This is a genomic window from Planococcus antarcticus DSM 14505, from assembly GCF_001687565.2.
Classification (GTDB): Bacteria; Bacillota; Bacilli; order Bacillales_A; family Planococcaceae; genus Planococcus; species Planococcus antarcticus.
The window spans coordinates 1,494,747-1,510,487 of sequence record NZ_CP016534.2 but is presented as its reverse complement, the minus strand read 5'-3'; the positions used below and the strand labels follow the sequence as shown (position 1 = coordinate 1,510,487).

Below are 15,741 nucleotides of genomic sequence, written 5' to 3'. Positions count from 1 at the left end.
GCTAATCTGTCATGGCAACGCGAAGTACTTCTTCCGTCGTTGTCATGCCCTCCTTTACTTTTATTAAACCGTCGTCGATGAGGAAGATGGTTTTATTCCGGACGGCGATTTCACGGATTTCCGCTGCGGTGCCGCCACGGTTGATGATGTCTTTAATGGCATCGTCGACGACCAGCACTTCATGGATCGCCATACGCCCTTTATAGCCGCTCATATTGCATTGCGGACAGCCTTTGCCGCGCGCGATGGTGCCGATCGAAATGCCGCGTTTGGCAAAAATCGCTTTTTCGCGCACAGTGGCTGGTTGAATTTCACGGCAGTCCCGGCAGACGCGGCGTATTAAACGCTGTGCCACAACGGCGTTCAGTGAAGCCGTCACCAGGAAAGGCTCGATGCCCATATCCATCAGGCGGGTGATCGAGGCGATTGAATCATTGGTGTGGATGGTGCTTAACACCAAATGACCAGTCAAGGAAGCCCGTATCGAAATATCAGCCGTTTCTTTGTCCCGGATTTCCCCGACCATGACGATGTCCGGATCCTGGCGCAAAATCGACCGGAGTCCAGCTGCAAACGTCAGTCCAACATTGGCATTTACCTGGATTTGATTGATGCCTTCTAGTTGGTACTCGACGGGGTCTTCAACGGTGATGATATTGACTTCTTCCGAGTTAAGTTTGTTCAGCGCCGCATACAGCGTCGATGATTTACCGGAACCGGTCGGACCGGATATAAGAATGATGCCATTCGGTTTGTCAATTTCGTGCAAAAATCGCTCCATGTTGATGTCATTAAAACCGAGTTTTGAAATATCGGTCAAGTTTTGGCTCAAGTCTAAAATCCGCATAACGATTTTTTCACCGAAAACCGTCGGTAAAGACGAGACGCGCAAATCGATCGCACGGAAGTCGACTGTGGTCTTAATCCGACCATCTTGCGGAATGCGGTTTTCGGTAATGTCCAAATTTGCCAGAATCTTGATGCGCGCCGTAATCATCTGCTGCATGGTCTTCGGCAAGACCCGCTCGGTACGCAGCGTTCCGTCAATCCGGTAACGCACAAGGATGCGATTTTCCTGTGGGTCAAAATGGACATCGCTGGCTTTTTGCGAAACGGCGTTTGACAGGATTTGATTGACGAGACGGACAATCGGCGCGTCCAGATCGTTCAATTCATTTTGCTGTTCTTCCGTAGCCTGCGGCAATTCCTCCAACAGCTCGTCATAGGATTCTTCGTCGTAGTATTTCGCAATGGTTTTGACGATATCTTCTTTGGAAGCGATGGTCGGCTCGATCTGGAAACCGGTCGTCAGCCGAAGGTCATCAATGGTGATGAAATCCGTCGGGTCGTTCATGGCAATAAACAGCCGGTCGCCTTCTGTCTTGAGTGGCACCACTAGTTTGCGCTTGGCAAATTCCTTGGGCACCACATTGAACAGCATCGGATCGAACGGATAACGGAACAGCGAAACATGAGGGATGCCGAGCTGGACTTCCAGCGTCTCGATCAATTGTTGCTCGGTGATGATGCCGCGCTGAAGCAAAGCGTCGCCCAGCTTTTGATCGGTCTCTTTGCCTTTTAGCGTTTCCTGCAATTCCGCTTGTGTCAATAATCCCTGTTCGACCAATATATCGCCTAACCTTCTTCTGACAATCGCCAATTCAACCTCTCCTCTCTTACACTTACTCGGTGATCCGTTTTCCGCCTTTATCGTAAACGGGTTTTTTATCTATATGCTCTTTACCTTCTGTTGGAGCTGTTGTTGCCGGTACATCGTGCACACCGTCTCCATCCTTATCGATAAAGCCAGGTTGGCCAACTGTCGGGACAGTAGTCGCCGGCATGCCGTCATGGATACCATCTCCATTAGCGTCAACAAATCCTGGCTGCCCGATTGTCGGGACTGTCGGCGTTACCGGTGCACCGTCATGGACACCATCGCCATTGGCATCGACAAATCCGGGTTGGCCGGATGTCGGCATTGTGGTTGGACCGTCGTGGATACCGTCGCCGTTCGTATCAACAAAGCCCGGTTGGCCAGCTATTGGCGTCGTAGTTGTCCCGTCATGGATGCCGTCGCCATTGGCATCGACAAATCCAGGTTCACCGGCAATCGGTACTGCGGCTTCTGTTGCCGCTGGCTGCGTCAGTGGATACACTTCAACGCGGTGGACGGGTGGATAGAAATCGTTCGATACCGTTTTGACTTCCACTGCCTCATCGCGATCTAAAATCGTCTGGATGACAGTGAGGCTTTTTCCGGACAATCCTTTTTCATCGACTTGATTGCCACTGGTCACAAACGCACTGTATTGTTTGATCAAACGTGGTTGGATATCCGTTTCTTCTGTAATGCCAGTCGCATAGGCATACAGGAATGGGTAGCCGCTTATAGATGCGTTCAGGTAATCGCTGCCGTTTGTCAGATTTAAAGTAAATGAACTGTCATTTGGATTCGTGAAAACAAGGTCGATCCCGAGCTGGCGGTTGATCGCCGCTTCCTGCCCCAGCGGAATCAAAGCCGGTACCTGTGAACCGATGCTACGCTCATCCACCAGGAAATTGGTCTGCAGCAATGCGCCGTAAATGGCTGAAGCAATTTGTGTCAGCTCGCCGTCGCTGATATCGGTCAGCGGAAGCTCCGTAATAAATTCAAGAAATGAAAACTGGGCTCCAGGTGCCAATTGAATGCCGTTCAAGGCATCAATGACCGTCGAACTGTCCAAGCTTGAAAAACTGGTCGGGAAGACCACATCCGCCACTTTTTCGCGGGTTAAGCTCAAGCTGTCGTCGCTGATTGCGACTTGCGTTTTTGTCTGCCCTTCCTGAAGCGCTGTTTCGAGCTTTGTATTGATGGCTTCGACATCCGCTTCAGCAAATGCGGCAACCGGGAAATTTTCGGCTAAAAACGATCGCGTCGTGTCGGCAGACAGCTGAAAGACAAAGCTGTTCTGCGAACCGTTCTCGGCATTTCTGACAGTTTCATCCAATAGGATTTTGGCGTTTTCCAGTGGATAGCTTTCTGTTGCATCCTGATAGGTAACATCGAGTTCAGCATCTGCACGCCACGTCTCCGACTGACCGGCAAACATCATTTTCGCCGATTCCACTTCCATATTGGAGACATCAGTCGTGCCGATATAGGTGTTATCGCCGAATTCCTCTGTCGGAAACAGCCAATTGTCAACTGCATAAGCGCCCGCATTGGCCGCTCCGAATACAAAAACCGCTATGCCGAATACGGCCGCAAAGGTCATTCCAAATAATTTGTTATCCACGGGTAATCTCCTCTTTCTCAGCATCAATCGACTGCATGCCGAACGGTTTTGGCTTATCAGTTGCTTCTGCAGCTACAGGCGTTTCTTCTTTTGTTGCCAAATAGGTTTTTGTTTTTTGCTGCTTGAGCTCGCGGCGTTCTTCCACCAGGCGCTGCTTTTCGTTTTGTTCTTTTTCAACCAGCTTCATGTAGATAACTGCTGCCAGAAATGACACACCGAGTAAAGCTAAAGCCACTAAATACCATGCGTAGCTCCCTTGCATCACAAGGGCGGTCGCCGCGGCGGCTAGTCCACCGCCGGCAATGGCCATCCGTTTAGCGAGCGGCACCGGTTTGAAAAGAAAATACGTAAGCGGCAAAACCACTGCCGCAAGAATAATGAAAATTAGTATGCGTATCATGTAAATCCTCCTGTTTTGTATCAGCCATCATTTAGTATTCAATCTCTAAATCGATTTCTGTGTCAATCGGATTCGGCACCGAAACGTCCAAGGGCAACGTGCTGGTGTTTTTCAGCACAACTCCGCAGTTTTCCAGGAATGTCGAGTAAGTGTCTTCCCGTTGAACGTAAAGATCGGTCATTTTATGTGTGACTCCGTTGATTTTAACGGTCCGATCCGCATTCGTGGAAGTCTTTAGTTCAAAGACCTTATTTGAATCAGTTGAAAAATAAGACAATGCCCCGCTTTCTGAAAACTCGATTTCCTGGGACAAGCGCTTTAGATCTGTGCTGTCAATCCGATCGATATCCAAGCAAAGTCTGGAATAATTGGAGATCTCGATGTGGTTTTTCCAGTCGATATTGGCGATTTTCGGATTTTCCATTGGCGTGTTATAGCCAAGAATAAGAAAATTGGTATAATACATGTTTTTAATATTGACGTTTACTGTCAGTTCTTTGACGATGATCGTTTGTTTGACCCCATTTTTCCCCAAGTTGATCAGGTTGTTGCCGGCATCCAATTTACCATTAATGATGAGATTAGCGTTGATGAGGTTGTTCATATTGTTGGATGCGGCAGCATCATTTTGCTGGACCACCAGGTTGATGCCTTCAAAGTTGAGATTGTTGCAGTTTTTATCGCAGACATAATCTTTAAAGTCATTGGTGTAAACGCGGAAATCAGCCGGATCGAGGCTTTTACTTTTTATCAGTTGAATAAAATCCTTTAAATCCTCTCCTGCTGCGGCCGCACATTCATAAGGGGCTATAGCCGTTTGATCAACGACGCTTTTCAATAAATCTGTGCAGGATCGGGTTGGCGGAACCAAAGTGAATATTTTTTCATAGGTCACATCTTCGTCTTGGGTGATGAGAATCGTGTCCACTTTGATTGATTCGTCCGTATTTAAGAAACTATGGGGTATGCTCACGAAAAAGGTGGCGACCAATTGTTTTAACATTTCTTCTGAAGTACCCTGGACCTCCATCTCGATTTCAATGGATGTCACTCTTTTATCCGATACAGATGGCAATGTTGTATCTTTTTGGTCTTTATTCAACTGGGTTGCGTTCATATCAAGAACCGAATAATCGATTTGTTCTGCAGAAAAAGGAACTGTTTTGACTCCTATCTGATCATTAAGCTCCTGGACTTTGGCCATGATGCGCTCAATATATAAAGCTTTCATGTCAGCGTCGATTTTTTCTTCCCACTGCAGCCGTTCAGCCTCGGTGTCACAAGCTGTCCCCAATGGATATTTGATGCAGTCTATCAGCGCGTTCAGTTTTAACTGCGTCTGATCGCTCATCTCCTGCTTCAGCATTTTCAGCTCCCGCTCGAAATCCGACGTAAAGTAGAGCGTCCCCATTTCCGCGGCTGCTACAGCATGGTTGGTGACATCGATGGTTTGTTCCTGTTTCGCATGGTTCATCGAGCCGGCAATAAAGGTTGCTGACATGCTTAAAAATAAAACTACGATCAGAAGTACAATGACCAACGCATAACCTTGCTGACTTTTGAGATACTTCATTTTCATGCCCCCTCTTGTATATGCCGGTAATGATTCGGGTCAGGACGGTATCTATGGAGATGGATGTTTTGCCCAGTGTCATTTTTAAATTGATCGGATTATGCTGCTCTTTCGGAAGGATGGTCAGTTCGGCAAAAACAGCACCGGTATACATCGTTCCGTTGATGGACGTGCCACTATAATCGTAGTTTTGGTCACTGACTCTTTCGTAAGAGCCGCAGCCTGTCTCAACAAAGCATGTTTTCAGCATAAGCTGTTCGTTTTCAAACTTGACCGAATAACTATCGCTTTGTCTATGGGCAGTTGATAACTTCGCGGTAATGAGATTGGCATTCTGTTGAATATGAGTTTTCGAGCTTTCCACCACGCTATGCTTAAAGCCGATCGACATGGCTGTCCAGGCAGCAGCAGCGATGACTGCCACCAAAACCAGTGCTGCAAGAAGTTCAATCATGGTGATTCCTTTTTCGCCGATTTCCATACTAATCAACTCTCTTTTCGACAAGGAACTTGATATATGAAAAAGTCTGACTGCTCACGCGGTTCCCGTCGTAAACCTTCAAATGGATCTTATGCAGCTGAGCCAAGCTCGGATCATTGCATTTCAAACTGGTTTCCTCTTCTTTCAGAAATGGCTGGCATTCCAAGTAAACATCTGCTTCGTAGCGGTAGCCGTCCACTTTTTCGTACCTGATATAATCAGCCGTTGGTGCAGTCTCAGCATAGCCCGATGCCGGCATCTTGAATGCCAGTACTGTTTTAAAATCTTCATAGATGGAAGGATCGATTATACTGCGCTTCCCGATCCATCCTGTCTGGCCTGAAATATTGACCATTTCCTGCCTGGCTAGGTTCATGGTGTCCAACTTCGTTTCTGTCTTGGCATTAAATACTGTCATTTGGGGGAAGATTGTCATGATTCCCACAAAAAAAATGCCAAGAATTACAATTGCAGCCAAAACTTCGACTAAGGTCAGACCCTCGTCATTTTTTTGCCTATACTTCTTCACATTATCCCACCTCTAAAACAATATTTATATTCCTATTTATTACTTATTTACATCTCTTTTTAATCAATTCTTATATAAGTACATTATTGCACTTATAATATCTTTCTGCACAGTCTTTTTTTGATGAATTTGTATTATTTTCAGAAAAATCCACAGGTATTTTATCAACCATAGGAAAAAAGACTACAGACGGGGGTTAACCCTTCTGTAGTCTTATTTTGAATAAGCCGCAACCTTATTCCGCCCAGCTTGCTTCGCACCAATAAACAATGCCCGGTCCGCATTGCGGATTAACGCCATGCCTTCATCACTGTCGTCAGGCGCGGTTGATACGCCGATGCTCATGGTGATGTGAACAGTCTGCTGTTGCCGCTCAGCAGCAAGATCGCTTTCAATCAGGAATTCATGTTTTTCGATGCGCTTGCGCAGATTTTCAGCCAGTAACATGGCCAGTTCCTTGCTGTAATCCGGCAACAGTATAACGAATTCTTCACCGCCATAGCGGGCGATTGTTCCTTCGTCGCCGATTTCTTCCTGGAGTATATCAGCCAGCTGAATGAGAATGTCATTGCCACTTTGGTGTCCGTAGCGGTCATTGATGCTTTTAAAATGATCAATGTCCATAATGACCAACGACAATTGATCTAATCTGCCTTCGTTCATTTCTTTAATGCAACTTTCCAAGCTTTCATCCAAGTAGCGGTAATTATACAATTTGGTTAACCCGCAGCGCTCGCTTTTGGCAATAATTTTTTGCATATAGCCGGCTTTTTCTATTGATACCGCAAAATAAGTACTGAGTATTTCTAAGATTTGCAGTTGATGCTTAGCGAAGGCGTATTTCTTTTTCGACGCTAATACCAGCACTCCTTCTGTTTTATTATTACGAGCAATTGGCGTGACCATAAGGCTTTGTGTGTCTGCTGGCAAATTTCCTGTTACTAAATCTTCCCAATCTGTTTTTTCATTGTAAATAAAAGACTCACCTGTCACAATCACTTTTCCTGCAACTCCCTTTGTATAAGAAACTGGTGAAATTTTATGAGACTCTAATTGATCGTTTTCATAGATACGCAAGAATTGCTGCAGTTCGTCACGGTAATCGATGACATAGGCATACTCGACTTTGAACATTTTTGCAACTTGAACGACAAATTGATCGAGCACTTCTTCAACTTCAAGACGGCTGGCAAGCTGGTGACCAATCACTCCCGCTTTTTTCAAATCGATATTGATTTGCTCCGAGTTGTTATACATCTTCATGACAGCGGTCATTGTTAAAAATGGAACTCCTAACAAAACTAGCGCTGCGATGCCAATATAGGCTTCGAACATATATAGTGCAATAGCATAAGGAAAAATTACCAGCATTAAAGCAAAATCCCAAATAGCATCGATCGAAAAGAACTTGCTGCGATTGCCTGTCGTATAATCATACAATTGATAAATAATCTGGTTACTGAAGACCAATACTACTTGGAAAATTAAGCCGAAGACGATCACATCGAACAGTTCCAAAGAGCCAATCTTCCCCCCAGCTGCCATATAGGCAAGTCCTGCAACTAATGATACCGAGAAAAACATGAGTGAATTAAAAGGAATACGAAGTGACTGTGCTTCATTCGTGCGGCTTCGGTAAAGCACAATTAGCATACTCAATTGAGAAACCAAGATTTCGATGAAAATGCCATACTTCAAGAACAGTGCCACCGTCACCCATTGTACCAAAAACGTCGAAGCACCATTGATATTCATCGGCATGAAGCTCATTAAAACAAAAAATAAGACATACGCCAATAAATTCCAGGGATCTGCTACAGATGGTGGGAAGAAATGATAGACAACTGCTAAGCCTGCTGGAACAATCAAGATCCACAAGCTCCAAAGAATCGTTTTGCGTGTAAATTTTTCGCCCATAACATCTTCCCTTTCTAAACAAACTAATTCCATTGCAAGGACATCACTATTTAGGATTGATAATGTTGAAAAAAAGAACGTCCAGAGTTTCGCAGGACTGCCAATAGATAAAGCGAACCCATGACTATAGTCTCTTCTTTCCCACCATATACAGGTAATATATCACACAAATTTGTAATTGTCTTTCTTTCGCTCCTGCTTTCGTCAAATAATTTTCGAGCTGGCAATGCGCGTTCATTGTCAAAGTCGATAAACGTGAAATGATCACTAACTGTTTCCAGTTGACGCAGGATGTACGCATAGTCCTTATCTCTAAAGATTCCCATGACAATATGGATTGGGCGTCCTGGAAATGTTGCCTTTATGGTTGCAACTAGTGCATCAACGCTTGCTTTGTTATGGGCACCGTCAAAGATGACACCCGGCAAGACTCTTTCAAAACGGTATGCTAGTGTAGCGGCTGACAGTCCATGCCGGGCTTTTTCTTCGTTAAACTCCAGTCCGAGTAGTTCTTTGGCAGCTTCAAGCGCCAAGCTGGCATTCTTTTGCTGATGGGCTCCCTTTAATTTCAAAGGTGCATCTGTAAGATAGTTTAGCTGGATCACTTCAGCGTGAAGCCGGTCTGCCGTTTCCTGGACAATGTCCATTGCCTCTTGCGGAAGTTCCCCAACGATGACCGGCTTCCATTTCTTAATGATTCCCGCTTTATGGTGCGTGATTTTGTCTATTGTATCTCCGAGGAAATGGGTATGATCAATGGAGATGGAAGGGATGATGGCAATTTTGGGATCGATGACATTGGTGCTATCAAGCGCTCCACCCATTCCCGCTTCAATAATGGCAAAATCGGGTGCTCGTTTTTGAAAAATGACAAATGCAGCTGCAGTTAATAGTTCGAAATCGGTTAATGGCGTTTTCACTAAGCTCAATTGTTGCATGGCCGACGCGAGCTCATCCGGACTAATTGGTTTTCCATCGATCTGGATTTGGTCATGGAGATCCTCTATGCAAGGTGAGTAGAAATTGCCGACACTGTGCTCATGCGCCTGAAGGATGGCTGATAAAAAAGCAGCCGTAGAGCCTTTGCCATTGGTTCCTGCCAGATGAATAAACTTACCGACGTGGTGCGGGTTTCCAAGCTCTTCTAGTGCCGCTTTGATGGCTCCTAGGCCAGGATGGATAGCTGAATCTGTATGTATATTCCATTTCGTTTTATATTGTTCAAGTCCGATTATCATATGAAGCCTCTTTTCCGCAGTAAACGTGATACACTTTTCTGAGTATGATTATAGCACGAAGGTGGAGTGGACATGACGAGTTGTTGGGTTATTTACAACGGAAGCTTAGTTTCCGATAAGTTTGCAGACCAAGCCAGGCTTGTCGCCGAAGCGGCAGAAAGAGCTGGCATTGCCGTAAAGATCTTGAAAAATTACGAAACAATGATGGATTTATCAGTCAATTTAAGTATACCCGATTTCGCAATATTATTGGATAAAGATATCTTACTTGGATATTTTTTGAAAAGTCGTGGTGTGCCGGTTTATAACGATCCTACTGTCATCGATTTATGCGACAACAAAGCCACACAATATGTCCAACTCGCCGCACAAGGCTTGCCGATGCCAAGGACCATTGTCGCGCCAAAAGTCTATCCGAATTTTTCTATTTTAGATTCCGGCTATTTTGAAAAAGTCATCGAGCGATTGGAGCTGCCGATGATCATCAAAGAAGGCCACGGTTCCTTCGGTATGAAAGTTTATTTGATCGAAACCGAAGAGCAGTTCTACGAAAAAGTCGACAGCCTGAGGGGCATCGATTTTGTGTTCCAGGAATTTATCGCTTCAAGCCGCGGCCGTGACATTCGCGTTAATATTGTGGGTGGCCAGATTGTTGCTGCCATGTACCGTTATTCCGAAACCGATTTCCGTGCCAACATCACCAATGGCGGCGTAGCTTCTCCTATAAAACTGACCCTCGCTCAAAAAGAAATGGCATTGGCTGCGGCTCATGCTGTGGATGCCACGTTTGCAGGAGTCGATTTGCTGTTCGGTGAAAACGATGAGCCGCTTGTTTGCGAAGTAAATGCTGCGGCTCATATCCGCAATATTTTAAACGTTACTGGCATCAATGTGGCTGACGCTATGATTGCTTATATATTGGAGGACTTACGATGAAACTTCTCTATGAAACAGTTGACGCAAGGCGCAATCTTGGATTTATAGGAGAACTGCAACATTTTGGAGATTTCGAGCTGATCGAGTGGGATGACTGGAGTGAAGGCGGACTCGGGTTGCTTGTGGATAAACTGGCCGGTGACACCGTTCTGTTCCGTGCACGACGCCCCGAAGTTGCCCGCCATTTGGAAGACCACGGCATTCGCCTAGTGAATCGTGCCGAAGTTAACCGCATTGCTAATGACAAATGGCAAAGCTATCAATTGTTTTTGCTGCTGGACGTTCCGACCCTCCCGACCTACCGGGAAGCAACGGAATTTCCGTGCATTGTCAAAACTACGAACGGCCACGGTGGATCTGAAGTCTGGCTTGTGGATGCCGCTGAAGAAATTCCAGATACCTCTTCCCCACTGATTTTTCAACCAGTCGTTCAGCACCAAGCGGACGTTCGCGCTTATGTGATTGGCACAGAAGTCGTTGGTGCTGTCAAACGCAGCTCTAGCGACTCTTTTAAAGCAAACTATTCTCTAGGCGGGAATATTGAAAAACTCATCCCCACTGCCGCCCAGGAAAAGGATATTATACGGATTGCCCGCGCCTTAACTAGCGACTATATCGGCATCGACTTCTTACTATTAGAAGACGGACGCCACCTTTTCAACGAAATCGAAGATCCTGTCGGTGCCCGGTCGTTTTACGAAACACACCAGGAAAATATCGCAAAATTGTTAGCGGAACATATGCGGAAACTAGAAAAACATGCACCTTTTCGACGAGAAGATCGGCCGAAGTGACAGTAAGCTTTCTATTCTTTCTTCAAGAAGAAATTTGGATACGATAGAAATGTAACGGCACCTCACGATGTAATTTACTTGTGATTATAAGAAGCCATATAAGTCGAACTATATAAGTTGAACGAATGATTCCGGCCAGTTAATGTTCCGCAAATCAGCTGCTGAGAGCTTGCGCCAAACGAACTCGGACTTACTACTCGAGTAGATTTCTTACTTTGTCGCTGTGCTGCTCCCGCGGAATTCTCTATTGGTTTGCTCCGTATCCTAGTGTTTAACCAGCACTACAGAATTTTTTTAGTAGCTGACAAATCCTTAGAAGAAAGAGCGGAAGGCGGCGACTTTCGCGGAATAGCGAGCCAGTCGAGACCCCGCAGGGAGCGCAGCGACTGAGGAGGCTTGGCACAATTTCTTCAGACTTGCTCCTCTTAAACAGTCCAAAAATGCTAATTCTTTACTTCAACTGATCTAATCTGTTTTTCTTCACCTTATCTAACCAAATTTTCTATACAGAAAAAGAGTTGTCCTTAGAAGTCAGGAATTAAGACTTCTTTAGACAACTCTTTTTTTCATCTTACAGATTCTGCAATTCTTCAATACGTTTTTCAACCGTTGCGTGTTTTTCTACGTAATCGGCTTGTTTCGCACGTTCTTCTGCAACAACAGCTTCCGGTGCTTTTGACACAAAACGCTCATTCGACAATTTGCCGCTGACGAGCTTGACTTCTTTTGCCCATTTTTCTAGTTCTTTGTTCAGGCGTGCAAGCTCTGCACCGATATCGATCAAGCCTTCAAGCGGCATGAACAGCTCTGCACCCGAGATAACCGCGGACATCGACTTTTCTGGAGCTTCGACGTTTTGGCCAATCGTCAAGGTTTCCGGGTTACAGAAACGTTCGATATACGCTGCGTTTGCATCTAACACCGCGTGAGTATTGGCGTCTTTTGCTGAAATAGTTAATGGCACTTTCTTGCTCATTGGAGACTGCACTTCTGAACGAATCGTTCGTACAGAACGGATAACGTCCATCAGCAGTTTCATGCTCGAAGACTGGCTTTGGTCCGTCAAAGATTCGTCTACTGTCGGCCACGCCGCAATGGTAATAGATTCGCCTTGATGCGGCAAGTTTTGCCAAATTTCTTCTGTGATAAACGGCATTAATGGATGCAACAGGCGCATCGTGTTGTCGAGTACATACGCAAGAACCGAACGCGTCATTTTCTTCGCGTCTTCATCTTCGCCATATAGTGGGAGTTTCGACATTTCGATATACCAGTCACAGAAATCATCCCAGATAAAGTTATAAAGCGAGCGTCCCACTTCACCAAATTCATAGCGTTCTGCCATTTCCGTTACCTGTTCGATGGTTTCATTCAAACGAGTCAAGATCCATGAATCGGCAACAGATTTCTTGCCAGTTAAATCGATTTGGTCATATGTCATGCCTTCCATATTCATCAATGCGAAACGGGAAGCATTCCAAATTTTGTTAGCAAAGTTCCAAACCGACTCGACTTTGTCGTTTGCGTAGCGAAGATCTTGCCCTGGAGACGATGCCGTTGCTAGGAAGTAGCGCAGTGAATCTGCTCCGTATTCAGAAATGACATCCATTGGATCGACGCCGTTGCCGAGTGATTTGGACATTTTGCGACCTTCTGCATCGCGTACAAGTCCGTGGATCAAGACGTCTTTGAACGGTTTTTCACCCGTGAATTCGAGTGCCTGGAAAATCATTCGTGAAACCCAGAAATTAATGATGTCGTAGCCTGTAACCAACACGTCAGTCGGGTAATAGCGGCTTAAATCATCGTTTTCTTCTGGCCAGCCAAGTGTCGAGAACGGCCATAAGGCAGATGAGAACCACGTATCTAATACGTCTTCGTCTTGCGTCCAGTTTTCAGCGTCAGCTGGTGCTTCGTGACCTACATAGATTTCATTTGTTTCGTTGTGGTACCAAGCTGGAATTTGATGCCCCCACCAAAGCTGGCGAGAAATACACCAGTCGCGGATGTTTTCCATCCAGTGCAAATAAGTTTTCTCGAAGCGATCCGGTACAAAATTAACACCCGCGTCGTTTTTTTGTGCTTCTACAGATGCTGCAGCAAGTGGCTTCATATCAACAAACCATTGTGTGGATAGATAAGGCTCAACCACTGCCCCGCTCCGCTCTGAGTGGCCTACTGAATGTAAATGCTCTTCGATTTTAAACAAAACATCCATGTCCTGCAGGTCTTTGACGATTTGCTTGCGGCATTCAAAACGATCAAGTCCTTCGTATTTGCCAGCGTTTTCGTTCATCGAACCGTTTTCATGCATAATCAGTACGCGTTCTAAGTTATGGCGATTGCCAATTTCAAAGTCATTCGGGTCGTGGGCAGGCGTAATTTTCACCGCGCCGCTTCCAAACTCCATGTCTACGTAATCGTCTGCCACAATTTCCATTTCACGGCCAATAATTGGCAAAATAACTTTTTTACCGATCAAATGCTGGTAACGCTCGTCTTTCGGGTGAACCGCTACTGCTGTATCGCCAAGCATTGTTTCGGGACGCGTTGTCGCGATTTCGATGTGGCCACTACCATCCGCAAGCGGGTAACGCATATGGTAAAACGCACCTTGTACGTCTTTGTAAATAACTTCAATATCAGAAATAGCTGTTTGGGTATTCGGATCCCAGTTGATAATGTATTTGCCGCGGTAAATCAGCTTTTTCTCATACAGTTTCACAAACACTTCACGCACCGCTTTTGACAAACCGTCATCCAATGTAAAACGCTCACGGGAATAATCTAGCCCAAGGCCCAGCTTCCCCCATTGCTCACGGATATGACCCGCGTATTGGTCTTTCCACTTCCATGATTCTTCAAGAAATGCCTCACGTCCCAAATCATATCGTGAACGCCCTTCTTCTTTCAGTTTACCTTCTACTTTCGCTTGCGTCGCGATGCCGGCGTGGTCCATTCCAGGAAGCCATAGCGCGTCAAAGCCTTGCATGCGTTTCATGCGTGTTAAAATGTCTTGCAATGTTGTGTCCCATGCATGCCCCAAATGAAGCTTGCCGGTAACGTTTGGCGGGGGAATCACAATAGTATAAGGTGTTTTACCGCTTTCTGGTTTGGCTTCAAAGAATTTGTTGTCGACCCACCAATCGTAACGCCCTTTTTCAATCGATTGCGGATCGTACTTAGTCGACATTTGTTCAGTCATTGGAATTCCTCCTTTAATTTCTGGCAGAACGCAAAAAACTCCCATCGTCTGTAAAGGACGAAGGAGTTTTTCGCGGTACCACCTTTATACACAGGTCCACTTGCACACCTGGCTCTCAAGTTTCATAACGGATGTTCAGTCCGGTTCCCGCTACTCGTTTCACGGCAACTGCTCCGAGGTGACATTCAATTATACGCTCATGAAAACCTCTCACCACTTGGTCTTCTCTCTGAAATGTACGCACAATCTACTATCCTCTTCAACGCATGAATATCTAATTACTCCCATTGTACTCAATATTCGGTTTTAGCGTCAAGTTTTTTTACAACGAACGCTACAATCGGCGATGCTACCAGCAGAATGAAAAAAAGCCGGAACAGCTGGAAGCCGGTAATAAGTGCCACGTCGCCTCCAACTGCCAGCGCTGTGATCGCCATTTCCGCAATGCCACCGGGCGCTGCGCTCAAGAAGAAGTCGAGGAATATGTATTCAGGCAGCCATTTTGCGAGTATAAACGCAATCAGCACGGTAAAGCTGATCAGCAGCACATTGTTCAGAACAATCGCAGCACCGAGTCGGAACGTCAGCTTATCGCCAATCCCTTCCATCTGCAAGCCGAGGTTCGCGCCGATAAAGACTTGCGCGATGGCAATGAGCCAGTATGGCATATCAATCAGGACATCGCCTGACACAGTTTGGAGAACGGCCATCGCCAAAATTGGCGCTAGCAGTTCAGCGGCCGGAAAGCCTATTCGTTTCATTCCGGCGTAAAGCGCCAATCCGATAATAAACGCCAGCAGGAATAGCATTGGTGAAAATGAAAAAATCCGTTGTTCCAGCTCTCCTACACCTCTGCCGTTCAGGAAAATCGTCAAGAACGGCACAATCGTCACGACCATGAAAATTCGAATGGTCTGCATCATCGTAACCACAGTGATGTTCGCAGAAGGAATCTCTTCGGCAATGACCACCATCTGCGCCAAGCCACCGGGAATTGAACCGATCAGGCTGGTCGCTAGGCTTTCATTGACCATGCGCTTAAACAGCAGCCCAAGTCCAATCGATAGCGCTACGACTGAAACTGTCATGAACGCCATATACGGCAAATCTACCACCATTAATAAAACCGCAGCTCGGGTAAATGATGAGCCTATCTGCACACCCAGCATCACCAGTCCTGCTGTCCGCAGAATTTTTGGCCAGTAAAGAGGCAGTTTTGTGAATTGATTGACCAACAGCAAGGCGAACATCGGCCCGAGCAGCCACGGCAGGAACATGCCAATTGCTTCAAAAACCGCTCCCGCTGCAGTCGCAATAATCGCAGTTACTATAAATGGCCTCACCAGTCATCCCCCCTTTTTCCAAGTGTTGTTATTTCTTTCTATGTTAC

The 15,741-nt window shown here is 45.9% G+C and carries 12 protein-coding genes and 1 other annotated feature; of the genes, 2 read left to right on the top strand and 10 right to left on the bottom strand.

Annotated elements, in window-relative coordinates:
• Position 1 precedes the first annotated feature (1 nt).
• From BBH88_RS07535 to BBH88_RS07500, 8 genes are all read right to left on the bottom strand, one after another.
• On the bottom strand, positions 2-1,660 hold the full coding sequence (locus BBH88_RS07535) for a GspE/PulE family protein (protein WP_197684184.1): 1,659 nt from the start codon (positions 1,658-1,660) through the stop codon (positions 2-4).
• A 22-nt stretch (positions 1,661-1,682) separates the two neighbouring features.
• Positions 1,683-3,278, bottom strand: a complete 1,596-nt coding sequence (locus BBH88_RS07530; protein WP_065537034.1) for a VanW family protein — start codon at positions 3,276-3,278, stop codon at positions 1,683-1,685.
• Positions 3,271-3,678: a hypothetical protein gene (locus BBH88_RS07525; protein WP_065537035.1), complete on the bottom strand. Its 408-nt coding sequence runs from the start codon at positions 3,676-3,678 to the stop codon at positions 3,271-3,273. The genes BBH88_RS07530 and BBH88_RS07525 overlap by 8 nt, the downstream gene beginning before the upstream one ends.
• A gap of 31 nt (positions 3,679-3,709) precedes the next feature.
• Complete coding sequence (locus tag BBH88_RS07520; RefSeq protein ID WP_071349151.1) at positions 3,710-5,044, bottom strand: hypothetical protein; 1,335 nt, start codon at positions 5,042-5,044, stop codon at positions 3,710-3,712.
• Positions 4,956-5,732 (bottom strand): prepilin-type N-terminal cleavage/methylation domain-containing protein, encoded by a 777-nt coding sequence (locus BBH88_RS07515; protein ID WP_071349150.1) that lies wholly within the window; start codon positions 5,730-5,732, stop codon positions 4,956-4,958. The genes BBH88_RS07520 and BBH88_RS07515 overlap by 89 nt, the downstream gene beginning before the upstream one ends.
• A 1-nt stretch (position 5,733) precedes the next feature.
• Positions 5,734-6,261 carry a type IV pilus modification PilV family protein gene (locus BBH88_RS07510; RefSeq protein ID WP_065537037.1) on the bottom strand — a complete coding sequence of 176 codons (528 nt, stop codon included), beginning with the start codon at positions 6,259-6,261 and terminating at the stop codon, positions 5,734-5,736.
• A 213-nt stretch (positions 6,262-6,474) separates the two neighbouring features.
• Entirely contained in the window at positions 6,475-8,178 is a 1,704-nt protein-coding gene (locus BBH88_RS07505; protein ID WP_169823200.1) for a sensor domain-containing diguanylate cyclase, read from the bottom strand.
• 50 nt (positions 8,179-8,228) lie between these two features.
• The gene (locus BBH88_RS07500; RefSeq protein ID WP_065537038.1) at positions 8,229-9,416 is read right to left on the bottom strand and encodes a bifunctional folylpolyglutamate synthase/dihydrofolate synthase; all 1,188 of its coding nucleotides are present in this window, start codon (positions 9,414-9,416) and stop codon (positions 8,229-8,231) included.
• A 72-nt stretch (positions 9,417-9,488) separates the two neighbouring features.
• On the opposite strand from BBH88_RS07500, the gene BBH88_RS07495 reads away from it, so the two are divergent.
• Both BBH88_RS07495 and BBH88_RS07490 read left to right on the top strand, forming a co-directional pair.
• Positions 9,489-10,352, top strand: coding sequence for an ATP-grasp domain-containing protein (locus BBH88_RS07495; RefSeq protein WP_065537039.1), 864 nt, complete (start codon positions 9,489-9,491; stop codon positions 10,350-10,352).
• The gene (locus BBH88_RS07490) at positions 10,349-11,146 is read left to right on the top strand and encodes an ATP-grasp domain-containing protein (RefSeq protein ID WP_065537040.1); all 798 of its coding nucleotides are present in this window, start codon (positions 10,349-10,351) and stop codon (positions 11,144-11,146) included. Before BBH88_RS07495 ends, BBH88_RS07490 begins: the two co-directional genes overlap by 4 nt.
• A 571-nt stretch (positions 11,147-11,717) precedes the next feature.
• Here BBH88_RS07490 and BBH88_RS07485 read toward each other — a convergent pair.
• Positions 11,718-14,351 carry a valine--tRNA ligase gene (locus tag BBH88_RS07485; RefSeq protein ID WP_065537041.1) on the bottom strand — a complete coding sequence of 878 codons (2,634 nt, stop codon included), beginning with the start codon at positions 14,349-14,351 and terminating at the stop codon, positions 11,718-11,720.
• A 50-nt stretch (positions 14,352-14,401) separates the two neighbouring features.
• Positions 14,402-14,623 (bottom strand) — a binding site (T-box leader).
• Positions 14,624-14,644: 21 nt separating this feature from the next.
• Positions 14,645-15,694, bottom strand: coding sequence for an AbrB family transcriptional regulator (locus BBH88_RS07480; protein WP_065537042.1), 1,050 nt, complete (start codon positions 15,692-15,694; stop codon positions 14,645-14,647).
• Positions 15,695-15,741: the final 47 nt, after the last annotated feature.